This is a genomic window from Sphingomonas sp. GW821-FHT10F11 (genome assembly GCF_058809095.1).
Window position 1 is genome coordinate 61,858 of record NZ_JBXASH010000009.1, and the last position, 24,320, is coordinate 86,177.

Annotated in this window: 26 protein-coding genes; 18 read left to right on the plus strand and 8 right to left on the minus strand. The window is 62.8% G+C overall.

Annotated elements, in window-relative coordinates; all coding sequences use genetic code 11:
* The first annotated feature begins 146 nt into the window (after positions 1-146).
* Complete coding sequence (locus tag AC1RT8_RS21185; protein WP_493078102.1) at positions 147-1,007, plus strand: aspartyl/asparaginyl beta-hydroxylase domain-containing protein; 861 nt, start codon at positions 147-149, stop codon at positions 1,005-1,007.
* Between the two features lie 405 nt (positions 1,008-1,412).
* On the opposite strand, the gene AC1RT8_RS21190 is transcribed toward AC1RT8_RS21185, so the two are convergent.
* The 3 genes from AC1RT8_RS21190 to AC1RT8_RS21200 form a co-directional block, all read right to left on the minus strand.
* Positions 1,413-2,972 carry a terminase gene (locus AC1RT8_RS21190; protein ID WP_493078104.1) on the minus strand — a complete coding sequence of 520 codons (1,560 nt, stop codon included), beginning with the start codon at positions 2,970-2,972 and terminating at the stop codon, positions 1,413-1,415.
* Complete coding sequence (locus tag AC1RT8_RS21195) at positions 2,959-3,381, minus strand: transposase (protein ID WP_493078106.1); 423 nt, start codon at positions 3,379-3,381, stop codon at positions 2,959-2,961. The genes AC1RT8_RS21190 and AC1RT8_RS21195 overlap by 14 nt, the downstream gene beginning before the upstream one ends.
* Before the next feature lie 570 nt (positions 3,382-3,951).
* Positions 3,952-4,644, minus strand: coding sequence for an REP-associated tyrosine transposase (locus AC1RT8_RS21200; protein ID WP_493078107.1), 693 nt, complete (start codon positions 4,642-4,644; stop codon positions 3,952-3,954).
* Positions 4,645-4,981: 337 nt separating this feature from the next.
* Here AC1RT8_RS21200 and AC1RT8_RS21205 point away from each other — a divergent pair, with 337 nt between their 5' ends.
* The 14 genes from AC1RT8_RS21205 (at position 4,982) to AC1RT8_RS21270 (ending at position 16,707) form a co-directional block, all read left to right on the plus strand.
* Positions 4,982-6,466, plus strand: a complete 1,485-nt coding sequence (locus tag AC1RT8_RS21205) for an HlyD family secretion protein (RefSeq protein WP_493078108.1) — start codon at positions 4,982-4,984, stop codon at positions 6,464-6,466.
* Between the two features lie 95 nt (positions 6,467-6,561).
* Positions 6,562-7,140, plus strand: coding sequence for a NifU family protein (locus AC1RT8_RS21210; RefSeq protein ID WP_493078110.1), 579 nt, complete (start codon positions 6,562-6,564; stop codon positions 7,138-7,140).
* A 32-nt stretch (positions 7,141-7,172) separates the two neighbouring features.
* Complete coding sequence (locus AC1RT8_RS21215; RefSeq protein ID WP_493078112.1) at positions 7,173-7,769, plus strand: malonic semialdehyde reductase; 597 nt, start codon at positions 7,173-7,175, stop codon at positions 7,767-7,769.
* A complete protein-coding gene (tsaB, locus tag AC1RT8_RS21220) occupies positions 7,762-8,397 on the plus strand; it encodes a tRNA (adenosine(37)-N6)-threonylcarbamoyltransferase complex dimerization subunit type 1 TsaB (RefSeq protein ID WP_493078113.1) in 636 nt (211 codons plus the stop codon). Before AC1RT8_RS21215 ends, tsaB begins: the two co-directional genes overlap by 8 nt.
* The gene (locus tag AC1RT8_RS21225) at positions 8,394-8,870 is read left to right on the plus strand and encodes a GNAT family N-acetyltransferase (protein WP_493078115.1); all 477 of its coding nucleotides are present in this window, start codon (positions 8,394-8,396) and stop codon (positions 8,868-8,870) included. Before tsaB ends, AC1RT8_RS21225 begins: the two co-directional genes overlap by 4 nt.
* A 110-nt stretch (positions 8,871-8,980) precedes the next feature.
* Complete coding sequence (locus AC1RT8_RS21230; RefSeq protein ID WP_493078116.1) at positions 8,981-9,397, plus strand: Ros/MucR family transcriptional regulator; 417 nt, start codon at positions 8,981-8,983, stop codon at positions 9,395-9,397.
* 116 nt (positions 9,398-9,513) lie between these two features.
* On the plus strand, positions 9,514-9,936 hold the full coding sequence (locus AC1RT8_RS21235; RefSeq protein WP_493078118.1) for a Fur family transcriptional regulator: 423 nt from the start codon (positions 9,514-9,516) through the stop codon (positions 9,934-9,936).
* 72 nt (positions 9,937-10,008) lie between these two features.
* Complete coding sequence (locus AC1RT8_RS21240; RefSeq protein WP_493078277.1) at positions 10,009-10,824, plus strand: lysophospholipid acyltransferase family protein; 816 nt, start codon at positions 10,009-10,011, stop codon at positions 10,822-10,824.
* A 40-nt stretch (positions 10,825-10,864) separates the two neighbouring features.
* Positions 10,865-12,187, plus strand: coding sequence for a tRNA (N6-isopentenyl adenosine(37)-C2)-methylthiotransferase MiaB (gene miaB / locus AC1RT8_RS21245; protein ID WP_493078119.1), 1,323 nt, complete (start codon positions 10,865-10,867; stop codon positions 12,185-12,187).
* A 196-nt stretch (positions 12,188-12,383) separates the two neighbouring features.
* Positions 12,384-13,382 (plus strand): PhoH family protein, encoded by a 999-nt coding sequence (locus tag AC1RT8_RS21250; RefSeq protein WP_493078121.1) that lies wholly within the window; start codon positions 12,384-12,386, stop codon positions 13,380-13,382.
* Positions 13,383-13,538: 156 nt separating this feature from the next.
* The gene (ybeY, locus tag AC1RT8_RS21255; RefSeq protein ID WP_493078123.1) at positions 13,539-14,051 is read left to right on the plus strand and encodes an rRNA maturation RNase YbeY; all 513 of its coding nucleotides are present in this window, start codon (positions 13,539-13,541) and stop codon (positions 14,049-14,051) included.
* An 8-nt stretch (positions 14,052-14,059) separates the two neighbouring features.
* Positions 14,060-14,986, plus strand: a complete 927-nt coding sequence (locus AC1RT8_RS21260; protein ID WP_493078124.1) for a hemolysin family protein — start codon at positions 14,060-14,062, stop codon at positions 14,984-14,986.
* A 240-nt stretch (positions 14,987-15,226) separates the two neighbouring features.
* Complete coding sequence (locus tag AC1RT8_RS21265) at positions 15,227-16,204, plus strand: phosphoribosylaminoimidazolesuccinocarboxamide synthase (protein WP_493078126.1); 978 nt, start codon at positions 15,227-15,229, stop codon at positions 16,202-16,204.
* Between the two features lie 380 nt (positions 16,205-16,584).
* Positions 16,585-16,707 (plus strand): helix-turn-helix domain-containing protein, encoded by a 123-nt coding sequence (locus AC1RT8_RS21270; RefSeq protein ID WP_493078128.1) that lies wholly within the window; start codon positions 16,585-16,587, stop codon positions 16,705-16,707.
* A 310-nt stretch (positions 16,708-17,017) separates the two neighbouring features.
* On the opposite strand, the gene AC1RT8_RS21275 is transcribed toward AC1RT8_RS21270, so the two are convergent.
* On the minus strand, positions 17,018-17,374 hold the full coding sequence (locus AC1RT8_RS21275; protein WP_493078130.1) for a hypothetical protein: 357 nt from the start codon (positions 17,372-17,374) through the stop codon (positions 17,018-17,020).
* A gap of 283 nt (positions 17,375-17,657) precedes the next feature.
* Here AC1RT8_RS21275 and AC1RT8_RS21280 point away from each other — a divergent pair, with 283 nt between their 5' ends.
* Positions 17,658-18,011, plus strand: coding sequence for a ligand-gated ion channel (locus AC1RT8_RS21280; RefSeq protein WP_493078131.1), 354 nt, complete (start codon positions 17,658-17,660; stop codon positions 18,009-18,011).
* Between the two features lie 211 nt (positions 18,012-18,222).
* Here AC1RT8_RS21280 and AC1RT8_RS21285 read toward each other — a convergent pair whose 3' ends face one another.
* Positions 18,223-18,384 carry a hypothetical protein gene (locus tag AC1RT8_RS21285; RefSeq protein ID WP_493078133.1) on the minus strand — a complete coding sequence of 54 codons (162 nt, stop codon included), beginning with the start codon at positions 18,382-18,384 and terminating at the stop codon, positions 18,223-18,225.
* 262 nt (positions 18,385-18,646) lie between these two features.
* The gene (locus tag AC1RT8_RS21290; protein ID WP_493078135.1) at positions 18,647-19,099 is read right to left on the minus strand and encodes a hypothetical protein; all 453 of its coding nucleotides are present in this window, start codon (positions 19,097-19,099) and stop codon (positions 18,647-18,649) included.
* A 132-nt stretch (positions 19,100-19,231) separates the two neighbouring features.
* On the opposite strand from AC1RT8_RS21290, the gene AC1RT8_RS21295 reads away from it, so the two are divergent.
* Together AC1RT8_RS21295 and AC1RT8_RS21300 are read left to right on the plus strand one after the other, a co-directional pair.
* Positions 19,232-21,586 (plus strand): ATP-binding protein, encoded by a 2,355-nt coding sequence (locus AC1RT8_RS21295; protein ID WP_493078136.1) that lies wholly within the window; start codon positions 19,232-19,234, stop codon positions 21,584-21,586.
* Complete coding sequence (locus AC1RT8_RS21300; protein WP_493078137.1) at positions 21,583-22,515, plus strand: hypothetical protein; 933 nt, start codon at positions 21,583-21,585, stop codon at positions 22,513-22,515. Before AC1RT8_RS21295 ends, AC1RT8_RS21300 begins: the two co-directional genes overlap by 4 nt.
* Here the strand turns inward: AC1RT8_RS21300 and AC1RT8_RS21305 are convergent.
* Positions 22,459-23,784, minus strand: coding sequence for a DNA cytosine methyltransferase (locus AC1RT8_RS21305; RefSeq protein WP_493078138.1), 1,326 nt, complete (start codon positions 23,782-23,784; stop codon positions 22,459-22,461). The genes AC1RT8_RS21300 and AC1RT8_RS21305 overlap by 57 nt on opposite strands.
* A gap of 47 nt (positions 23,785-23,831) precedes the next feature.
* Entirely contained in the window at positions 23,832-24,266 is a 435-nt protein-coding gene (locus tag AC1RT8_RS21310) for a very short patch repair endonuclease (RefSeq protein ID WP_493078139.1), read from the minus strand.
* Positions 24,267-24,320: the final 54 nt, after the last annotated feature.

A 24,320-nucleotide genomic window follows, 5' to 3' on the forward strand; every position in this document is an offset into this window, starting at 1 on the left:
AAACACCACGCCGTCGCCACGATTTGGACGAAGACGGCCGATAACGATCCAGTCGTCCCGTTGTTCGGGAGAATGATCGAGTGCGCTGCATCCTTGGCTTTTCCGGGCCGTTGCAGCGCCAGTAGCGTACGGAGGCGTAGTAGCAGATGAGCGTCGAGACGAAACCGGACGCGGGCGCTTTGTGGCGCAAATCGGGCAAGCCGCCCCCTCATGGTTCGCGAATCCCCGATCTCACGGTGATCTCGGGCGTGCCGAGCCCGAAGCCGAAGCTGGAGCCGGAGCGCAACCGGCCGCTGATCATCCGATACGGCAAGCATCTGCGCGGGCTGTTCGACCGGATGATCGCCTCCTCCTCGCTCGTCTCGAACGATCCGGTGCTCGACGTGCGCGACTTCGCCTGGACGGCGCTGCTGCGCGCGCATTGGCAGGACATCCGCGAGGAGGCGATCGCCGTCGCGCTGCAGGGCGAGGCCTCGCCGAGCCTCGCCACCATCTCCCCCGATCACCGCGCGATCGCCGCGGTGAACATGTGGCGGTCCTTCTTCCTGTGGGGGTACAGCTACCCGATCGAGGACAATCTGGCGCAATGCCCGAAGACCGCAGCGATCGTCGCGCGGATCCCGAGGCTCAACAGCGCCTTTTTCTCGATCCTGGCGCCGGGCACGCACATCCCGGCGCATCGCGGCGTGACCAAGGGGCTGATCACCTGCCATCTCGGCCTGATCGTGCCGCGCGACGGCGATGTGCGCATGCGGGTGGACGACCGGGTGGTGCGCTGGGCCGAGGGCGAGACCCTGGTGTTCGACGACACCTATGACCATGAGGTGTGGAACGACACGGTGGGCACGCGCGTGGTGCTGCTGATCCAGTTCGAGCGGCCCTTGAAGCGCCCCGGCAAGTGGATCGCCGACCTGTTCCTGGGGATCGTGCGGCGCTCCGCCTTCGTGCAGGAGGCCCGCGATAATATCCAGACGTGGAATGAGGCGGTGAAGCAGCTTGATGTGTGAGGGCATGAGCATTTTTCCGAAGTCATGACGCGAATGTGAGAGTCGGTTTACGTGTTTTTTTCGGAGTTATCGCTTGGGACCTGATGAGGGTTTAGCACATTTTTGTTCAGCGTTATTGCGTACCGCGAATCATGCTTCTTCCAGCTTTGGATCATTAGCGATTCTCGATACTTTGTTTTTACTTGAGCAATGTGAGAGTCGGTTAAAGAGTATTTGGATTTACTGTTGCGCGCCCGTCGCGGGAACAAAAGCCCATGGTTCCGCACGCACCATAGCGGTTGCGGTTGCGGAACCATGGACCCCGGGACAAGCCCGGGGTGACGTTTGGGGATGGGGCGCCTCAGGGTAACTCGACCTGGTCGCAGCATTGGGGTCTTGCTGGGGTTCGGGAGAGCAAAGGCCCCCTCACCGGATCTCCCGGTAAATGTCGTCATTGTCCTCGTACAGCTCCCGGTAGATGCTGGCGTGGATTTCCTCCTCGGTTTCCTCGCGTTCGTGCCGGCGGCTGCGCGGTTCGGGCCAATAGGGATTCTCGCGGGGGCTGACGGGCTCGGCGAAGGTCAGGGCGAGCGCGTCGGCGTCGTCGGGCGAGGCGAGGCCGCGGGCCTTCATATGCTCCTTCTTCTCGAGCAGGATCGAGACCTGATCGGCGGCATAGCCATATTCGACCCCGGTGAGATCGGTCGCCAGCGCCTCCTCGTCGGGGATGGCGCCGCCGGCGAGCCAGTTGCGCATGTTGGTCCACATCTCCGAGCGTTTGTTGGCGGTCTGCACGCGCAGCTCGCCGGCCCAGAGCGCATCGCGGCCCCTGGCGCCGAACCAGACTTCATGGACATTCTCGACACCGAGCTGGCGCAGGCGATCGATCACCGCGGCGCCGATATTGCCGGCATCGACGAAGATCGCGTCGGGCTTCAACGCCTGGGCCTGGAGCGCGACGTCGCCGGCAAGGGCCATCGCGTCGGCCCGCTGCCAGCGCTTCCATGGGCGCGAGCGGGCGTCGCGGCCGCTGCGGATCGCCAGCGTCGAATGATCGTCGCCGAAGCGCGCGCAGTCGAGGCCGAAGATCACCGGATCGGTGGTGAGGCCATAGACCTCGCGCACCCGCGCCTGATCGACCAGGGTGGTCGAGATGAACTGCATCGAGGAGGCGGTGGGGAACTGCCCGCGCACGCGGACCCGGACGATGTCGCTGTCCTCGCCATAGGTCGCGACCAGCTCGTCGAGATAGGGTTTGTTGGTGCCCTCGACCGTGCGGCTGTCGATCTGCGCGGCGTTCCACAAATGGCGGTGGCGGTTGAAGCAATCATGGAACGCGCCGCTGTTGAGCGTTGGGTTGCCGAAGGCGAGGAAGACGATCTCGGTATCCTCGTCGGTGAGCGCGCCGAGCGCCACTTCCCAGACCTTGGGCGCAATGCCGGAGGCTTCGTCGAAGATCAGGATGATGCGCTTGCCCTGGTTGTGCAGGCCGGCGAACGCATCGGTGTTGACCACGCTCCAGGTGACGAGATCGCTACGCCAGGAGCGGTCATGGCCGGGCGCGGTCGAGACGAGCGAGGTCGCGGTGGCGCGGAACCAGTCCTTCGTGAAGGAGAGGTTATGCCATTTGGCGATCTCCGGCGCGGTCTTGGTGAGCAGCTGGCTTTCGGTGTTGGCGGTCGCGATGATGCGGGTGTCGACGGCGGTATCCAGGCCCCATTTGATCAGCATCGCGATCAGCGCGGACTTGCCGATGCCATGGCCCGAGGCGCGGGCGATGCGGCAGGGCGTGTGCCGCGTGGCGGGATCGGCGAGATGCGCGGCGATGGTCGCCATGACCTCGCGCTGCCAGGCGCGGGGCCCGCGCATGCCGCGCAGTACGCCTTCGCCCCAGGGATAGACGAACAGCGCGTGCCTGAGCGGATCGTAGCGGAGCGACCCGACCTCCACGCCGAGAAGGCCGGTTTCGTCGTTATTCGTCCGCATCGGGGTTCAGCCCGTCGGCCACGCGCCGCCAGCCTTCCTCGATCTGCCGGGCGAGATCGCCGGCATCGTCGGGGGAGTCGTCGATGCGCCAGCGATCGGGGCAGCGGATGCGCAGCCATTGCAGCGCCGTGCGCGGATCGGGGAGGACCACGCGCACATCGGGCTCGATCTTGTATTCGAAGCCGATCGCCCGCCGATACAGCGCGTGCTCGACGCGGTGATCGGCCTCCTCCTTGCCGACCGCGATGGCGGCGGCAAAATCGGGGAAGCTGTTGCGCCAGCGATACAGGGTCGAGACGTCGATGTTCAAGCGGCGCGCGACATCCTTGTCGGAGGCGCCGGCCTCATAGGCGCGGCGGGCCTCTTCGATGAAGGCGGGCTTGTAGCGGGTGGTGGGTCCGGGTTTCATGCGGACGGGGATAGGGGGTTTGGGGGGAGATTTGAATCGATGGCGTGGTATTGCGGGAGTTAGGGAGGGGGCGATGTGGCAGGCTCTGTCCGAAGACCGTCACTTAATCATGGCGTCTCACTCAAGGGGAGCAGTCCAGGACTGTCACCGTAATACCATCCAGTCCTGCATAAATCGCCATCGGTCATCCTCCTGCTCTGAAGCGCCCAAAGGCGACTCCGCACCTAAGCAGGAGGATGGCTACCCCGATTACGCAACGTCACGGTATTCCATCGCAATTCCGAACTCTGCGGCGAGATTATCTAAAGGAAGCTAAAGTTCCTGCTGCGATTATCATCAACGACCCAACCAAATTACTCCACCCAGTCATTAATGTTACTCCTCCGCACACGCCAACAATCGCAGCAATTCTCATTCTCGTGTTTCTATTCATCATTCACCCAACCTCTAGATTAACACGCGAAGAGAGAGGTACCTCCGACAACGGTCAATCCGCGCCCTACCCAGACCGCTCCAGCATAGGTTCCGAGTAAAGCCGGGTCTATGGCAACACCGGTATTACAGTGGGTATTACAGTGACAGTTTATTTAATCCCTTACTCTTCGTCTGCGGCTTAGGCCCCCGCTTCGCAGGGGCGAGCGTTCGTCCGGTGCGCGCTTCCAGCGCCTTGATCCAGTCAGCATCGCCGATCGGACGCCCGATGCTCTCGGCCTTGCGCAGCGCCGCATAGGTGGCCGCTTCGTCGATCTCGTCCGCCAGGAACGTCGCGAAATCGTCGATCCGCTCGAGCGCCGGCGCGACGGTGACCAGCGCATCGTCCGTGCCCGCCAGATGCGCGCGCGCTCTCGACCAGGGCCAGTCGGCGGCCCGCTTTACCAGGCGGGCGCGAACCGGGTTGAGGCTGACATAGCGTAGCGCGTTGTGCAGATGCGCCTCGTCGACCGCGACCGAACCGAACCGGCCCTGCCACAAATGCCCGGTCCGCCGGGCGCGGGCGTTGATATAGCCCGTATAGCGCCGGTGAAGGTCGCCGAAGGTGCGGCGCAGCCCGTCCTCGTCGGAGGGCACGACGATCGCGTGAATGTGATTGGGCATCAGGCAATAAGCCCAGACCGCGCAGCCCGCCCGCGTCGCCGCCTCGGCGAAGAGATCCCGGTACAACGCATAGTCCGCGTCTTCGAAGAAGGTGCGCTGACGTCCATTGCCGCGCTGCGTCACATGGTGCGGCAGGCCGGGGATCACGAGGCGCGGGAGGCGGGCCATGACACTGAAGCTATCGTAGTCTGGGGTTAAGTAAACTGTCACCGTAATAGTAATATAATAGACGAGTCAGCGCCTTCTCCAGCGCGCTCATCGTGTCCGGCCGCTGTCGCGGCGTCAACCGGAACTCCGGTTGCGATACATCCATTCCGGTTCCATTGCTCAGGCACGCGTTCCTCGATCCGTCGAAGCGGCCGCGCCGGCGGCGAGAGTCACAGCGCAATCCGCAAGCGACCGTTATCGCTACAGGAAATGGCCGACCCGGCCCGAATTAGGGCACGCCCTGGAACTACGCTATGGTCGGCGCCGTCGGGGCCACCCCGGCGGCAGGAGGGACATCATGCGGATCGAGGGGCGGATAGCGGCCTGTGTTCTCGCGGCGACGGGCTCGGCGCCTGCGCTTGCCCAGTCCGATCCGGGGGGCGTCGCGATGGGGCCGCTGATGTGCGCCTATCCCAGCGGCTATGCGCCCTGTTCGAGCGGCCCGCCCCAGCCCGCCTATGTGCCGCCGCCCTATGACCCGCTGCCCGATCTCGACCGGCGCTACCAGGCGGCGCTTGCCCGGTTGAGCGCTCAGGTCCGCGGGCTCGAAGCGCTCGCCGCTTCGGGCGTGCCCGCGTCGATGGAGGAATTGAGCAGCCGGCTCGATGTCGCATTCGTCGGCGGGTTCTATCGGCTCGATACGCTCAATGCGCGGCGCAATCATCTGGCGGCGGCGGCGTACAGCTCGCAAGGCGAGGTCGATACGCTACGCGACGAGGCGAACCGGCTCGAGGCGAACATGGCGTCTGCGGCCGGGCGCAGGGCGACGTTCCTCCAGCAGCGCGACGCCGCGCGGGCGAAAATCCGCGAGGCGGAGGCGACGATCGCCGCGCTGACCATCCGCACCGCCGCGCTGAACCGGCGATCGGATGCGGTCGCGGCGAACATCGTGCAATGGATGACGGTCGCCGCGCCGCCCAAGGCCCGGCTGGTGACGGCGGCCAATGCCAAGGCACGCGGACGAGTGGCCCCGGGATGGCTGGTGCCCGAGTTCGGCGAGAGCGCGGGGCCGGCGCGGCTCAATGTCAGCCGCCCGCCCTTGCCCGTGCCGCCCGAGCGCGGCGTCGCGTTCCGGTCGCCACCGGGGGGCTCGGTCGAGGAGAAGCTCGTCGCGGTCGAGCGGCTGCCCGGCCTGATCGAGACCGCCGCGCGTGCGGTCGATGCGCTCAATCCGCAGATCGGCGTGCTGGAGGCGACGACCGAGGAGCTGACCCTGCGCGTCAACGCCCTGAAGCAGCAGGGCGATGCGATGGAGAGCGAGATCTGGACTCTGAAATTCGCCGCGAGCGCGGCGGAGGACAAGCGCGACCGGACGATCCAGAACGAGCGGACCATCGCCCGCGACATGGTGCGCACCGCGGTCGAGACCTGGGCGCTGCAGACGCTGCGCGACGAGGTCGCGATCCCGGCGGTGCAACGGCTGGTAAAGGCGAACGCCACGCCGGCGATGGTCGCCAGCCTGACCAACAGGCGGGTCGGCCAACTCTACGCGGCGGGCCGCTCCCTGATCGCCACGCCCGTCAGCGGGACATGGAAGAATCTCGAGGCGTTCATGGATACCGAAAAGGTGATCCTGAAGGGCCTGCAGGACCCGTTCGACTATATCACCGCGGCGGCGGAGGAATTGTCGTCGACCGGCCGGTCGCGCGCCGACGCGCTGGGCGCGGCGATCTGCGCCGGGCAGACCCGGCACGCGATGGACATCACCGAGGCGGCTGGGGGCGCCCTGCCCGGCCCGGTCGGCGAGATCGCCCGGGGGATGGTGGACGGCGCCTGCCGCTGAGCCGGGATTGGAGATGGGCGTTTTTGACGAAGGGAAAAGCGGGGGTTTCGCACTGACGCCTTGATCCCGCCCCTCGTCCGGCCCACATGCACATCATGCTGATCGAGACCGAAACGACGCCGAACCCGGCGACCATCAAGTTCCTCCCCGGCCGCGCGGTCATGGAGGCGGGCACCCGCGACTTCGCCACGCCGGAAGAGGCCGAGGCCTCGCCGCTGGCCGAAGCGCTGTTCGGGCTGGGCGACGTGACCGGCGTGTTCTTCGGGCGCGACTTCATTTCGGTCACCGCGGCGCCGGGTGTCGAATGGCACGGGCTGAAACCGGATGTGCTCGGCCTGCTGCTCGACCATTTCAGCGCCAACATGCCGCTGTTCCGCGCGGGCAGTGCCGGCGGGATCGCGGTACCGTCGGCCGATGCCGAAACCTTCCCGGAAGATCCCGAGGATGCCGACATCATCGTGCAGATCAAGGAGCTGCTCGAGACGCGGATCCGCCCCGCGGTGGCGAACGACGGCGGCGACATCGTCTATCGCGGCTTCGACAAGGGCAAGGTCTATCTGCAGATGCAGGGCGCCTGTTCGGGCTGCCCCTCGTCGAGCGCGACCCTGAAGAACGGGATCGAGCAATTGCTCAAATATTATGTCCCCGAGGTCACCGAGGTCCGCGCGGTCTGAGCCAGCGCCTTCAGCAGTAAAAGGGTAATGCCATGAGCGAGAAGCTGTCCGACGCGGCGCTCGACACGATCTTCCGCGCCGCGCGCACCTATAACGGCTATACCGACGAACCCGTGTCCGAGGCCGAGCTGCGCGCGATCTGGGACCTGATGAAATGGGGCCCGACCTCAGCCAACCAGCTGCCCGCGCGGCTGATATGGTGCGTGAGCGATGAGGCCAAGGCGACACTCGCAGCCTGCGCCAGCGCGCAGAACGCCCCCAAGATCCTGGCCGCGCCGGTGACGGTGATCCTGGGCATGGACACCAATTTCCACGAGCATCTGCCCGAGTTGTTCCCGCACAACCAGACCGCGAAGAGCTGGTTCGACGGCAATAGCGAGCTGCGCGATGTCTCGGCGATGCGCAACTCGACCCTGCAGGGCGCCTATTTCATCATCGCGGCGCGCGCCCTGGGGCTCGATACCGGGCCGATGTCGGGCTTCGACAATGGCAAGGTCGATGCGGCGTTCTTCGCCGATACGCCGGCGGTGCGGTCCAACTTCATCTCGACCCTGGGGCATGGCGACCCCGCGACGATCTTCGACCGGCTGCCGCGGCCCGAGTTCGAGCGGTTCAATACGATTGCCTGAGACAACTCTTACCCTCGTCATCGAAACGGCCACCGCCGCCTGCTCGGTCGCGCTGATCGAGGCGGGCGTGGTGATCGAGGCGCGGCATGAGGTGGTCGGGCGCGGCCATGCCGAGCGGCTGGTGCCGATGATCGCCGAACTGCCAGGCGGCGGACGCGCCCCGCGCATCCTGGTCGATTGCGGGCCGGGCAGCTTCACCGGGGTGCGCGTGGGCATCGCCGCGGCGCGCGGGCTCGCGCTGGGCTGGGGCGCCGAGGCGTTCGGCTATTCCTCGCTGCCGCTCGTCGCAGCGGCCGGTTTCGCGCGGAATCCGACATGGTCCAGCCTTGCCGTCGTGCTTGAAGGCGGGCATGGCGAGGTCTTCATGCAGGCCTTCGACGCTCAGCTCGCGCCTCTCGCCGCACTCGCCTCGCTCAAGCCCGAGGCGGCGTTCGCCCTGCTGGACGGGCGGCCCGCGATCGGGAATGGCGTGCGCTTCCTGAAGGCGCTGGACGAAACGCTGCCACTGACCGAGGCGCTGCCGCGCGCCGCCGATGCGGTGTTGTTGCCCGCGCCTCTCTCCACCCTGCCGCCGCGCCCGATCTACGGCCGGGCGCCCGACGCGAAGCCGCTCGCGCCGGCGCAATGAGTACGACGCTCAACATGATCGAATTGCGTTCCGGCAGTGTCGCCGATCTCGCCCTGGTCGATCAGTTGATGCAGGGCGCGTTCGATCCGCGGTTCGGCGAGGCATGGACCCGCAACCAGTGCCTCGGCATCCTCGCCATGCCCGGCGTGTGGCTGACCATCGCGACGATCGACGGGGCGCCGGCCGGTTTCGCGCTGTCGCGGATCGTCGCCGACGAGGCGGAGCTGCTGTTGCTTGCGACCGTACCGGCGATGCGGCGGCGTGGCGTCGCCGCCGCGTTACTACGTTCTGTCATTGCCGATGCCATTAGTTCGGGTGCGGTTACTCTCCATCTCGAAGTCCGCGAGGGCAATGAAGCGATCAAACTGTATCGCGGTACAGGTTTCGTTAAGGTTGGCGAGCGTCGCAACTATTATCGAGGTACCACAGGTCAGGCATTCCACGCCTATACCTATAGCCGCAACCTTCCCTGAAAACGGGTTCAGTTCGCAATTGTTACTTGCACGTTGCGATCCGAAGTAGGATAGCGCGCAGCACGGATGCGAATTCAATGCAACCGAATAAATGGGTCGAAAGGAATATAATGGATACGCAAAGCGAGTTGCAGGAAACCTTGATAACCTTGACCGCGGATATTGTCGCGGCTCATGTCAGCAACAATAGTGTGGCCGTTTCGGACCTGCCGGTGCTGATCGCCAACGTGCACGGCGCGCTCGCCGGCCTTGGCGGCGCCGCTCCGGTACCGGAAGTGAAGCAGGAGCCGGCGGTTTCGGTGCGTTCCTCGATCAAGCCCGACTATATCGTCTGCCTCGAGGACGGCAAGAAACTCAAGATGTTGAAGCGTCACCTGATGACTCATTATCAGCTGACCCCGGAACAGTACCGCGCCAAGTGGAACCTGCCGGCCGACTATCCGATGGTCGCGCCCAACTATGCCGAGCAGCGCCGCACCCTGGCGAAGAAGATCGGCCTGGGCACCAAGCGCCGCAAGACGCGCTGATCGACCACCGCCCTCACGAGCCCCCCGACCCATCCCCCCGACGGGAAGGGGGGCTTTTGGCTTATTGCGAGTCGGTCGCCCTTTATCAATAAGCCCAAAGAGACTACATGCGTGTCATGGCACGCAAGATAGATCTCGAAGCCCTGTGCAACGAAAAGGGCCTGCGGATTACCGACCAGCGCCGCGTCATCGCGCGCGTCCTCTCCGAAGCCGAGGACCATCCCGATGTGGAGAAGGTCTATGCCCGCGCCTCGGCGATCGACCCGGGCATCTCGATCGCGACCGTCTACCGCACGGTGCGCCTGTTCGAGGAGGCCGGCATCCTCGACCGGCATGATTTCGGCGACGGTCGATCGCGCTACGAACCGGCGCCCGAATCGCATCATGATCACCTGATCGACGTCGAGACGGGCAAGGTGATCGAGTTCGTCGACCCCGAGCTCGAGCAGTTGCAGAAGGCGATCGCCGAACGGCTCGGCTTCCGCCTGGTCGATCACCGCATGGAATTGTACGGCGTCGCCCTCGACCGCAAGCCCTGAGCCTTGCCCGACGCCGATCCGAGGCGTGACGCGGCGGCGGGCAGGCCGGCTCCGATCGATGCGCTTGGCTGGATGCGCATCGGCTTGCGCGCTTCGGGGCTGATCCTCGGGCTGCTGGTCACCGTTCCGCTCCATTATCTGTGGCGGCTGCTGCGCATCGGATCGCCCTGGCCGCGCATCTTCCTCGCCTGGGCGGGGCGCATGGCGGGCGCCCGGGTCGAGCGGGTCGGCGTGCCGCTGAAGCGCGACGTGTTCTATATCTCCAATCATCTGAGCTGGATCGATATCCTGGCGATCGCCGGGCAGAGCGGCACCGCCTTCGTCGCCAAGGAGGAGATCCGCGAAGCGCCGGTGGTGGGCTGGCTCTCGACGCTCAACCAGACGGTCTATGTGAAGCGCGAGAACCGCATGGGCGTGGCCGAGCAGATCAACCAGTTGCGCGATGCGCTGACCGACAATTGGTCGGTCACGGTGTTTCCGGAAGGGACCACGACCGACGGCAAGTCGCTGCTGCCGTTCAAGACGCCGATGCTGCGCGTGCTCGAGCCGCCGCCGCCGGGCGTGCTCGTCCAGCCGGTGCTGCTGGATTATGGCGCGATGAGCGAGGAGGTCGGCTGGGTCGGGGTCGAGACGGGCGTCGATAACGCCAAGCGGCTGTTGTCGCGGCGCGGATCGTTCCGGATGAAGGTGCATTTCCTGGAGCCTTTCTATCCGCAGGATTTTCCCGGGCGGAAGGCGATCGCGGCGGAAAGCCGGCGGCGGATCGAGGAGGCGCTGGTGGCGTCGCTGGGGCATCCGCTGCGGCCGTTTGCCTATGCGGTCGATGCGGTGCGGTATGAGGCGCCGGCGGAGCAGCCGAGCGAGCCGTCATCCTCCGATGGGGGATGATTTGAAGTGGCGCGGCGCCCGGCCTATAGGCCGCCGCATCATGAAACCTTCCCCCAAGACCTTTCACGTCAAGTCGTTCGGCTGCCAGATGAACATGTATGACGGCGACCGCATGAGCGAACTCATGGCCGCCGAAGGGCTGATCGCGACCGACGATGCCGGCGTGGCGGACCTGGTCGTGCTCAACACGTGCCATATCCGCGAGCGGGCGACCGAGAAGGTCTATTCGGACATCGGCCGCCTGCGGAAGAACGGCCGCGCGCCGATGATCGCGGTGGCGGGCTGCGTCGCCCAGGCCGAGGGCGCGGAGATCGTGCGCCGCGCGAAGGTGGACGTGGTGGTCGGCCCGCAGGCCTATCACAATCTGCCCGAGCTGGTGGCGAAGGCGGCGCGGGGCGAGGCGGCCCTCGATACCGACATGCCGGTCGAAACCAAATTCGGCCACCTGCCCGCCCGCCGCCGGGTGCCGCCCTCGGCCTTTCTGACGGTGCAGGAAGGGTGCGACAAATTCTGCACCTATTGCGTGGTGCCCTATACCCGCGGCGCCGAAGTGAGCCGGCCCTGGGCTGCGATCGTCGACGAGGCGAAGGCGCTGGTCGATGCCGGCGCGCGCGAGATCACCTTGCTCGGACAGAACGTCAATGCGTGGACCGGCGAGGACGCGGCCGGGCACACGGGCGGGCTCGACGCTTTGGTGCGCGCGCTCGACCGGATCGAGGGGCTGGCGCGCATCCGCTATACCACCAGCCATCCCAACGACATGACGCAGGGGCTGATCGACGCGCACCGTGACGTCGAGAAGCTGATGCCGTTCCTGCACCTGCCCGTGCAGGCGGGCAGCGACCGCATCCTCAAGGCGATGAACCGCAGCCATAGCCGGGACAGCTATCTTCGCATCCTCGATCGGGTTCGCGCGGCGCGGCCCGACATCGCGCTGTCGGGGGATTTCATCGTGGGCTTCCCGGGCGAGACCGAGGCGGATTTCGCGGATACGCTGAGCCTGATCGATGCGGTGGGATATGCCCAAGCGTTCAGTTTCAAATACAGCCCGCGGCCGGGCACACCGGCGGCGGACATGGACGACCAGATCGCGCCCGAGGTGATGGACGAGCGGCTGCAGCGGCTGCAGGCGGCGATCAACCGCGACCAGGAGGCGTTCAACCGGGCGAGCGTCGGGCGGCGCTGCGCGATCCTGCTGGAGCGCAAGGGCAAGCTGCCCGGGCAGCTGATCGGCAAGTCGCCCTGGCTGCAATCGGTGCATCTCGTTTCGGGCGGGGCGATCGGGGATATGGTCGAGGTGGAGATCGAGGCGGCGTGGCCGAATTCGGTTTCCGGGGTCGAGCGGGTGCGGGTCGAGGCCTAACTTACTCCCCCTCCCTTGTTGGGAGGGGAGAGCTTCGTTGCCGAAAGATCGGGACTGTTGCCCGTTTCCCTCTGTCCTCCACGCGTCGGCTCTGCCAAACTCGCGAGCGGATGATGCTGACTCGCCCCTTCCCCGGAACACCGCCCCGCGCGGTCCGTTCGGGTGAGTCGCTCCCTCTCCCGCCTGAAGGAACCGCATGAGCCGCAAGCCTGTCCAAGCCCAGTCCGGTGATCGCAGCCGTGCCGAGGTCGTGTTCGACAAGCCCCAGCTCATGCCGCAGCTCTTCGGGGAGTTCGACCAGAACCTGTTGCTGCTCGAGAACCGCATGGGGGTGTACATCACCGCGCGGGGCAATCGCGTGGGGCTGGAAGGTACCGCCGAGTCGGTCGCGGCCGCGCGCGATGTGCTGCAGAGCCTGTACAACCGGATCGTACGCGGCGAGCGGGCCGATGCCGGGCTGGTCGACGCGGTGATCGCGATGTCGGCCGAGCCGACCTTGGCGGGCATCATCCGTGCCGATGCGGACGGCGCACCGCAGGTGATGATCCGCACGCGCAAGAAGACGATCGTGCCGCGGACGCTCGCGCAGCAGCATTATATGCGCGAGCTGCTCAACCACGACATCATCTTCGCGCTCGGGCCGGCGGGCACCGGCAAGACCTATATCGCGGTGGCGCAGGCGGTGGCGCAGCTGATCACCGGCAGCGTGCAGCGGCTGATCCTGTCGCGGCCGGCGGTGGAGGCGGGCGAGAAGCTCGGCTTCCTGCCGGGCGACATGAAGGAGAAGGTCGATCCCTATCTCCGCCCCTTGTACGACGCACTGAACGACTGTTTGCCGGCCGAGCAGGTCGAGCGGCGCATCCTTTCGGGCGAGATCGAGATCGCGCCGATCGCCTTCATGCGCGGGCGCACCCTGGCCGATGCCTTCATCATCCTGGACGAGGCGCAGAACACCACGCCGGCGCAGATGAAGATGTTCCTGACCCGCTTCGGCGAGAACAGCCGGATGGTGGTGTGCGGCGACCCCAAGCAGACCGACCTTCCCGGGGGCATGGCGGCGTCGGGGCTGAACGATGCGGTGAGCCGGCTGGAGGGAGTCGAGGGGCTGTCGATCTGCCGCTTCGGCGCGGGGGATGTGGTGCGGCATCCGATCGTCGGGCGGATCGTCGAGGCGTATGAGGGTGTGGATGCTTGATCTGATCACCTTCTCCTCCCTACAAGGGAGGGGACAAAGGGGTGGGTCCAGCGGCGAGCGGGGCTCGATGCCCCGGTCGACGCTTTTTGCGGGACGCACGGAGGGCTCGCTGCGCTCGCTACCCACCCCCGGCCCCTCCCTTTCAGGGAGGGGAGGATGTTAGAAACTGCCCTTTCGATCGAAGCCCCCTGGCCGGAGACCACCGACTGGGAGGCGCTCGCCCTGCGCGCGGCGACCGCGGCGATGGAGCGGACCGAGCATGGGGAGATGCTGACTGCGACCGCGACGGTCGAGATTTCCGTGCGGCTGACCACCGACGACGAAGTGCAGACGCTCAACGCGCAGTATCGGCAGAAGGACAAGCCGACCAATGTGCTGAGCTTCCCGATGGTCCAGGCCGATCTGCTCGATACGATCGACCAGAATTCGGACGATGGCGAGGTGCTGCTCGGCGATATCGTGCTGGCATACGGCGTGTGCGTGCGCGAGGCGGGCGAGAAGAATATCCCGATCGAGCACCATGCGACTCATTTGATCGTGCATGGCACGCTTCATTTGCTAGGCTATGATCATCTGGAGGATCGTGAGGCCGAGGCGATGGAGCGGATCGAGATCGATGCGCTGGCGTCGCTGGGCCTGGACGACCCCTATCTGATAAGTGAGGACTAACCACCAGCATGCCCGACGGCGACAGTAGCAGCGGCACCGGACATAAGGCCGATGGGCCAGCCCCCCAGGAGGGGAGCATATGGCGCTCCTTCCGCTCCTTCATCTTCGGCGATCCCGGCGACGATTCGCTCCGCGCGCAGCTCGAGGAAGCGATCGACGCGCATGAGGACGAGCCCGGGCCCGACGCGGCCGGCGACCTTTCCCCGCTCGAACGCCAGATGGTGCGCAACCTGCTGCATTTCGGCGAGCGCGACGCGGGCGATGTCGGCGTGCCGCGGGCGGACATCGTCGCGGTGGAGGAGAAGACCAGCTTCGCCGACCTGGTGACCCTGTTCGCCGAGGCCGGGCACAGCCGGTTGCCGGTGTACCGCGCGAAGCTCGATACCATCATCGGCATGATCCACCTCAAGGACGTGTTCAACATCCTGGCGACCGGGGCGGAGCATCCCGCGACGCTGGAAGGGCTGATCCGCGAGCCGCTGTACGTGCCGATGTCGCGCGGGGCGCTCGATCTGCTGGCGGACATGCGGCAGAAGCGGGTCCACCTCGCCATCGTGCTCGACGAATATTTCGGGACCGAAGGGCTCGTCACGATCGAGGATCTGATCGAGGAGATCACCGGCGACATCGAGGACGAGCATGACGATGCGCCCGAGGCGCTGCTCATCCCGCTCGACGGCGGCGCGTGGGAAGCGGATGCGCGCGCCGAGCTGGAGGATGTCGCCGAGACGATCGGGACCGAGCTGGACGTTGACGGCGATGTCGACACGATCGGCGGCCTGGCCGCGGTGCTGGCCGGGCATGTGCCGCAGCGGGGCGAGTGCATCCAGCATGACAGCGGCTGGACGATCGAGGTGATCGAGGCCGAGCCGACCCGGGTGGAACGGGTGCGGCTTCATCCGCCCAGGGCACGGCCGGAGGGTGACGAGGGCTGAGCGGCGGGCGAACGGACCCCGCCGATCTGGTATCCACACCGTTCGTGTCGAGTAGGGGTCGAGCCTGTCGAGAACCCGTATCGAGACACATTTGCCTCTCGATACGCCATCTCGACAAGCTCGATGGCACTCGACGCGAACGGGGTGGTTAGTCACCCTAATTCTGGACGAACAGCAGGGGTTCGGATTCGTCGCTCGATGCTCTAGGGACGCGCCGCATACCCTCACAAGGACCTGTCCATGTCGCCCCAAGACCTTGCCCCTTATGCCTCGCGCGTGCTGGACGATGCGACGATCCCGCAGCTGCCCAGGCACTATCGCGGCAAGGTGCGCGACAATTACGATCTGGCCGATGGGCGCCGGGTGATCATCGCGAGCGACCGGCTGAGCGCGTTCGACCGGATCCTCTGCGCGGTGCCGTTCAAGGGGCAGATCCTGACCCAGACCGCGCGCTTCTGGTTCGAGCAGACCACCGATATCTGCGCCAACCATGTGCTGGAATATCCGGATCCGAACGTGCTGCTGTGCCGCCGGCTCGACATCTTGCCGGTGGAGATCGTGGTGCGCGGCTATCTTGCGGGGACGACGGGCACCTCGATCCTGACGTTGTACAAGGCGGGTGAGCGCACCATGTACGGCATGACCCTGCCCGACGGGATGCGCGACAATGAGGCCCTGCCCGCCCCCGTCATCACGCCGACCAGCAAGGAATTCGACGGCGGGCATGACGCGCCGCTGACTCCGGCCGAGATCCTGGAGCACAAGCTGCTGACCCCCGCGCAATGGGAGGAGATCAGCGCCACCGCGCTCGCGTTGTTCGCGCGCGGCCGGGCGATGGCGGCCGAGCGCGGGCTGATCCTGGCCGATACCAAATACGAGTTCGGGGTGGACCCGGACGGCAAGATCATCCTGGCGGACGAGATCCACACGCCGGACAGCAGCCGTTACTGGAAACAGGCGAGCTATGCCGAGCGCTTCGAAGCCGGCGAGCGGCCCGAAAGCTTCGACAAGGACTTTATCCGCGCCTGGGTGGCGGCGCGGTGCGACCCGTATAACGACCCGATCCCGGCGATTCCGCAGGAACTCGTGCTGGGCACATCGGCGATCTATGCAGAGGCGTTCGAGACGATCACGGGCGAAGCGTTCGAGCCAGACCTGGCGGGGGCGACGGTGCTGGAGCGGATTACCGGGCGGCTGGCGCCGTTGTTCGAGGGGTAACGCGGGCGGCCCGTAGTCGAGCGGCGTCATGTTGGACCGTTGGCGCAGTAACGGACCAGAACACGTGGCGGGGAACGCTCGCATCCGCGGGATCCACGCCAGTATTCGCTGATTTATGCGACCCACCGCCGAGAGGGACGAAAACGGGCGGTTCTTGGCACCTGTGCGCGGAGTATTGAAGGGCGTCGCGTGGCACATGCGCGAGGACTGCGATTTCATGCCTCCGCCCCATGGACCTGACTGCAGCGATATTGCCGCTTTACTAACCGAATTACGCGAGGGGTATCGGATTTTCATGATGCTCTTCTTCCGGCTGAAATCGAATAGTTCGCGGGCCGCCTCTGGGCCGCGCGACGTGAGGCGTCCCGGAAGATTTCAGCATGGAATGGGGTTGGGTTGAATCGGCGGGCGAGGGCATCGGCGCGATCCGCGAGCGCGAGCAGGTTTCGCAGCCGGTGTTCGCCGATTATCTCAACGTCTGCCGCGCTCTGGTGTCGGATTGAGAGCGCGGCGTAAAGCGTCCGGGCGGCCCCGCGCTACGCCTTCTGTCTATCACTCAGCGCAAGGGATTGCAGGCGATCGCCTGATTGCGGCCGGACGGCCTGGGGTCCGAATTGAATGCACTGTCACCGAGATCTGCGAGATCTGAGCGGATTACCGGGCGGCTGGCGCCGTTGTTCGATTGAGGCCGGGCCGCGACGGGCCTTTTCGCTGATCCGTGCCCCCAGGCGAGGGGGCACGGTCAGGCGTTGGTCCGCCCTATTGTCCGGCAGCCCTGGCTTGGACCGGACAATAGCGGGCGCGAGGTTCAGATCACGGATTGATCTGGATGTAATCCAGGTCTTCGACCGCATTCTTCAGGGTGCACGCCCCGGTCCCCACGATGTACACGCCCTTGGCGCCCTGCTGCGCGGTGAGGACGTTCTTGTACAGCGTCTGCCCGCTAAGGCTTCCGGTGTTGAAGGCGAACTGATGGTTGCCGTTGCAGGTCGACCAGGGCGAAGACGGCGTTGTGGTGGCGACCGTGAAGAGCACGACGCCCGACTGGAACGCAACGACGCTCTGGATGGTGGTCAGTCCGGTATAGGTCGGCGCGGCGAATGCCGCGGACGACATGGTCGTCATCGCGAGGCAGGAAAGCACGGCTTTGATGGCTTTCGAAATTTTCATAAATACTCCTTGATTGACACATAGTTCTGCGGAAGGTTCCTATTGGATTTCTTCCGCGCGAACACAGTCCGTCGCGACGCGACGGCCTCCTTCATCGGCCGATGATCAATATTGAGTCGGCCGCGTCACGGTCCCGGATGGCGCTCTCTGCCAAATGGACCGGACGACATATCTTTAAGGGGGCGTGGAGATGTTTTGAATCGATGGCCGATTCGTGGCCGGCGCTTGCTTGACACCTCGGCGCGCGGCGGCGAGCATCGCCCTCGACAACATGGAGAGCGCGATGACCACCAGGCACCTGTACAACAACACCGACGAGGCCTGGCAGGTCACCTTCCAGGGCGGCTCGCTGCCCGATCTGCAGGGTGCGATCGAGCAGCCGGACGGCAATTGGCACGGGACCATCGGCGCCAACAGCGCCTGCGCCCTGGAGTTCGACGAGAATCGCGGCGCCCTCTATCTGCAGTCGGCCAAGGGCACGGACTGGAGTTACGACTTCAGCACGAACGATCTCGATGCGGACCCAAGCTGGGACCGTGACGGCGATACGCCGGGAGCCCGGCTGAACGACCCGGCCGATGGGACTTTCAGATCGATCAGGACGTGCCGCTGGGAGGGATCGGCGGCGGCTTGTTGACGGCGACGCCGACCGACATCGCATCCTGAGCGGCGGGCCGATCGCGATGAGGCGGGCTTAGGGGCGAAGCGGCAGTATGGCGGAGGGCTTTGCTTCCGCGCCGCGCGGTAGGCCGGGTGGTGGTGGCTGGCGCGGGGCTAGCTGGAGCAGTGGTCGGGGCATTGATCGGGGTGGAGCGACGACGCCGGCGGTCGCGGCTTTCCAGCTCTCCTCATTGCTCCGGCTGGCGCCTGCTCAACCAGAGGGCCGCGGCTTCGACGTCAGCCGGCACGCTCTCGCGCCAGCAAACCACGATCGGTTCCTCGGCGCGGGCCGGGGTGAAGACCTTCGTCATCCTGCGATCGAAGCCGATGGCGCGGTGATAGAGCGACATCTCGACGCGCTCGTCGGCCAGCCTGCTGCCCTTAGCGATGGCTGCGGCGAAATCGGGCTGGCTGCGGTACCAGTGGTTAAAGGTGGCGATGTCGAAGAAGTCGGCGATGTCGGGCGCCTCCGCCCCGAGGCAGCAGAGCTTCCGCGCCTGGGCGGCGTAGGTGGGGTAGTAGGCGGGCGCTGCGGGCTCATCGGGGGCCGAGGCGGCGGGCGGGATTTCCCTGTTATTGGGGGTGTAACACGGAATTTTCTTTTTCCGCGGGTTAAAGCGGTCTTTTTCGGGTTATTTTCTGAAGGGATATCAGCGCCTTCAGGGCCAATTCCCTGATAATCAGGAACAGGGAATTTCGAAACGCGGAACAGGGAATTTTCCGTGCGGAACAGGGAATTCGTCGCGACGGGCCGCGGGTGTGTGCGGCAGTCCCTGCCAGCTGATGTCCAGCCAGGCGCAGCGCCGCGTACAGCAAGGGCAGCGCACACGCGAATGCGGGCCAGGTCGGGATGGTTTGAAGCAGTGCCATGGCGGAACGGTAGCGGGATTCCGGATGAGGCTGAATCGATGGGGTTTGGGCTGAGGATTCGAACAAGGCTATGAACGAATAGTGGTAGCTCAACCACTGGTCCTGATTTTCAAAGCCGGAGGCGAGGAAGAAAATAGGGGGCATTACGCGTGCCGTTGTAATGAAGCCTCCAAGGTCTAGCCGTTGGATCGCCATTCAAGGACGCGCCCCGCTCCCTCGAAACCCCAAAGCCGGACCGCTGCCTCGCTCGCTCTGAACCCCAGCAACGGGGGGGTGATTAACATCGTCCTCTACCTAGCCTATAATCGTTTTTTCCGGAGGGACGTGTTGAAAAAACCAGATCTGCATTTTGACGTGAGCGTTGGCCTAAAGCGCGTGCTAGGGCGCGAACTCATAACCGACGATGAAGTTGCCATTTTTGAGATGGTAAAAAACTCCTTCGATGCGGGCGCCAAGAACGTTCACCTCTTCTTTGACGAAGAAAAAATTATCGTTGCCGACGACGGGTCGGGAATGGATTACGACGACCTCACCAAGAAATGGCTTTTTGTCGCCTATTCATCAAAGCGAGCCGCCAACGCGAAGGACTTCCGTGACAAGGCGGCGGATCGGGGTCGTCTGGCAGGAAGCAAAGGCATCGGCCGTTTCTCCTCGGATCGACTTGGTGAAACGATAATCCTTAAGACGCGCTCGAAAGGCCGCGGCGCGCAAGGGCATCGCCTCGAAATCGACTGGGAAAAATTTGAGCAGGATGACACCGAGCATTTCGAGACAATTCCCGTCGCATACCAGGAAATCGACAAGCTTACCCTTCCTCTGCAGTTGAAGGCGTTCGAAACGAAGCTCACGCATGGGACCGTTATTGAAATAAAGAAGCTGCGGCACATCTGGGCACGCGAGGATTTGGTCTCGCTGAAATCCGCTCTCGCGAAGCTGATCAACCCCTTTGGAAACGCGGCAGATGCCTTCTCAATCTTTATAACTGCACCCGATGAACAAAGCGCTGATAAGGAGGCGGAGGCACGAGCCAAGAGGGTTAGCGGTGAGGTATCTTCCAGGGATATCGTCAACGGGAGGGTCGGCAATTTCGTTTTTTCTGAACTTCAGGGAAAAACTACTTTCCTTACGGTGAGGATCGAAAGCGGTTTCATTCATTCGACGCTCACCGACCGAGGCGAGGTTATCTATGAGATAAGGGAACCCAACCCATTCGTCAGGTTGGAAGGGTCAGATTTTTACTGTGAACTCTATTATCTCAACCAATCCGCCAAGGTTACCTTCGCACGCCGCATCGGCTTGCCGTCCATACAATTCGGCTCTGTTTTCCTCTTCAGGAATGGCTTTCGGGTATTCCCCATAGGCGAAGCAGATTCTGACTGGTTTGGTTACGACCGGAGAAAGCAGCAGGGGTACTCCCGCTTCCTTGGCAGCCGTGAGATCATAGGCCGGATAGATGTTTTTGGGCCGGACGCCGATTTTCAGGAGGCTTCAAGCCGCAACCAGGGCTTGATCGACACGCCAGCGGTGCGTGAATTGAAGCAATGCTTCATGGAATATTGCCTAAAGCGCCTCGAAAAATACGTTGTGCCGGTGTCCTGGGCCGACAGTGCCGATGCCACGGCCGAAGACCTTTCCCGCCTGCTGACTGACCCCGGCAGGGCGCGGATAGCTGAAGTCGTGGCCAAGTTGGTCGACAATGATGACGTTGAGCTCATCCACTACAGCCAAAAACTCATCGGAATTTTGAACGAACGCTCCGAGCGTTTTGAAGGCTCATTGGTAAGCCTGCGGGCCATCGCGGAGAAAACGGGTGATAAGAAGTTTCTTGATGGCCTGAAGGGGGCAGAGCGACGATTCGAGGAACTCAGACGCGCGGAAGCGGAGGCGCGTAAAGTAGCAGATCAAGAGCGCGCCGCCGCATTGAAAGCGAATGCCCGTGCCACGAAGGCAGAAGAAGAAGCGGACATCGACCGGCGCCGCGCACACTTTCTAGAGAGTGTGGTGAGTCTCGATGTCGCTAAGACGCTCAATTTGCACCATCAAGTCACGATTTATTCCGTTGAACTCAATCAACAGATTGAAAATCTGATCCAGGATACAAAGAACAAAGATACGATAACGCGTGCCGAGTTGGTCAGCGCTCTCGAGCAGATGTCAATACTCAATAGGAGAATTCAGGCGGCAACCAAGTTTGCAACGATGGCGAATTTCGAGCTGGATTCCGGAATGGTCGATACGGACTTGCCGACCTTCATTGAGGATTATATCAATAAGGTGTCGGTTCTTTCGGGGCGAAAGCGAACACAGGTTGAGGTCAAGAACGAGCATCCCGGCCTCAAAATGCGCTTTAACCCAATGGACGTTGCCATCGTGGTCGAGAACCTCATCAGTAATGCAAAAAAGGCTGAGGCCCGCCGTATCGCGTTCGAGATATCCGGGCGCGATGACAAATCGGTTGTCCTTACGGCTACCGATAATGGTAGAGGATTGTCTTCGGGGGTCGATCCAGCGCGCATCTTCGAAATGGGCTACACGACCTCTGCGACCGGTTCAGGATTGGGGCTATACCATGTTCGTCAGGTGCTTGGCGAAATGAACGGTAGCATAGAGCTTGATCTAGAGCATGCGGACCCTGGCCTTTCTTTCAAGGTGGTCGTTGCACCGCGCAAGAGGCGCGCGTGAGGCTGGACTTCAACGTCCTATGGGTCGATGACCAGCCGGATCTGGTGCGCGGTTCCGTGCAGAGCCTTCATCGCGCGATGGCGGAAGAGGGTTTTGATCTTAAACATACGTTCTGCACTGAGATCGACCAAGTATCACAACATCTAGCTGATGATATTTTTCGAGATGAGATCGACCTGATTTTGGTGGATTGGAATCTCGGCGGTGGCCTAAGAGGCGAAACCGTAATAGCTAGAATCCGAGAGACGGTTCCCTACAAGGACATCGTCTTCTACTCGGCAAATGCCGATATAGGCCAGCTTCGAACAGCCTCTTATGAAGCCGGGAATGAGGGAGTCTATTTTGTCGTTCGTGATGAACTCGTGGAAGAAGTAGGTCAACTTTTCCATTCGATGATTAAAAAGGTCTTAGACCTGGATCACACGCGTGGCATTGTGATGGGAGCCACCAGCGATGTCGACCAGACCGCGCGGGAATGTCTCCAGCTTGCCCACGACTTGTTAGATGATGAAGGCAAAGCTGATATCCTTGACGAAATGGTTAGCTTGCTTAACGCAAAGGTACCTTCACTAGAAAAGAGTATAAAAAAGCTGACGGATAGCCCGGATGCTGCAACGATTCTTGCGAAGTATGGAATATTCACGGCGAATGACGGGCTGCGGATATTGACTCGCCTGATGGACTTACCTGCTTTTGCTAATCAGCAAATTTATCAGAAAAGCGTTAAGCGCTACATAGAGAATGTCGTACCCATGAGAAACATCCTCGGCCACAAGGTACTTTCACCGGATGGAAAACCACGGGGTGTTGCTGGCGTAACCTACGGGGAGGTCATTTCAATTGAGGAAATGCGTTCTCTCCGAAAACTTCTCTTAGAGTTGCGCAATGAGTTCAAGATCCTGCGCGGCTCGTTTGCTCCTTCTACCTAGATTCTCGGACTGCATCTTTGCGCTCTTCTTAAGAATTCTGAGCAATGCCTCCCCGATCGCTTGCGCGGCGAGCGGCGGGACTGCATTAGCTACCTGTGTAAACCGAGGCACCTCCCGCCGCCGTCGCTCTCCGCCGGTCGTGTACTTACCAAAGAAGTTAAACCAGTCGGGGAATGATTGCAGACGAGCATTTTCTCGAACCGTGAGCGCCCTTGGTTCCCTGTAATGAAGAAGATCATCAGGCATACTCGTGATCGTCGGTGAAGGGCGATCCGGGTCCAACACTCGTAGCGCCTGCTTCTTCAGGCCGTACCGGTTGCGCATCTCAGTGCTGATACTTGTATTTAGTCTTCCTTCAGCGTGGCAAAGACCAATAATCTCACCGAAACGCTTGCTTATTTCAGCCGAGTGCCGGGCAAGGCGCAAATCCCCCACGGAGGTTGCACCCGCACCCATTAGCTTCTGGAACGCAGTGCGGCGCGGACTGGGAATCGTTTCCACAAACCCTGGAGTGTCTACGCTGGGCCGAGTTCCTCCCGCCCCGACTTCCAGATCGGAGATCGCCGACCAAGAGGAGACGGGGGCTTGCAGATTCTCGCGCCGGAGGAAGCTCGATAGTCCTTGTTCGATCTCCTCAAAGGGATCGATCGCTCCAAGATCTGGATGGATCGCTATGAGCAGATATCGAATACGTTGCTGAGGCACGCCAAAACGCGATAGATCAAGTAAGCGTTCATGCACAATATACCGCTTCGAAAGGAGCTTTCTCAGCTTTTGAGAATAATTGTGAACGGAATCCTCTTTGCCAAAATCCATCGCAAAACCCCGGACGTTCTCCATGAGCACGATTTTGGGCTCAAGCAAGGTCACGAGTTCGACGTAGGACTGGAAAAGGCGATTACGGGGATCATCTGCTTGGCGACGCCCGGCGGTGGAAAAACCCTGGCACGGAGGACCTCCAGCTAGAACGTCAACCTTGCCACGTAAGGCTAAAAGTTTGTCGTGATATGTTCCGATCAATGATTCTATGGCCATTGACTGTTTGGGAAGCCATGAAGGCCACACGAACTTAAATCTTGAATCTCTCTCGACAAGGTTCTTTTGTAGGGTTAGGAAGGCGAATTCGTCTTTCTCGATTGCAAATAGGCCCTTGAGTCCAGCTTGCATAAGCCCGAGCGAGAGCCCGCCACAGCCGGCAAAGGCGTCGATAAATACTGGTAGTTGATTGCGCCTAGCCATAATCCCCCGGGCGTATGTTTCAATCTCCATTATGGCACGGGTAGGGCAATAGGACCAGGCGCAAATTTGTGGGTTAGTCAAGCACCTGAATCAGCAGAATTTCCGTCGCTGAGGAACGCTTCGAGACGTTCCAATAAGCTGTTCTCACTGGTGAGTTCGCACTCCCAAATTGTGAGTACGCGCCAACCCAGCGTTGCCAGGGTCTTCGAGTGCTCGCGGTCCCTGGCCTTGGTTCGGCTGATTTTGGCCTCCCAGAAACTCCGATTTGATTCGGGTATCCTGCCCTGGGAACAGTCTTCGTGATTGTGCCAGAAGCAGCCGTGAACGAAGATTACCGATCTAAAGCGCGGTAGGATAATATCGGGTCGCCCAGGCAAGTTCTTATCGTGCAGACGAAAGCGATAGCCGTGTCGGTGCAGAAGGGATCGTACCCGCTTTTCTGGGCGTGTGTCCTTGCTCTTCACGCCGCGCATGATCTTGCTGCGCTTCTCCTGGGAAACAAAATCCACCACGAAAGGCTCTCCGCGATGTCAACGGATTATCCTTCCCATTCGTTTCCTAATTGG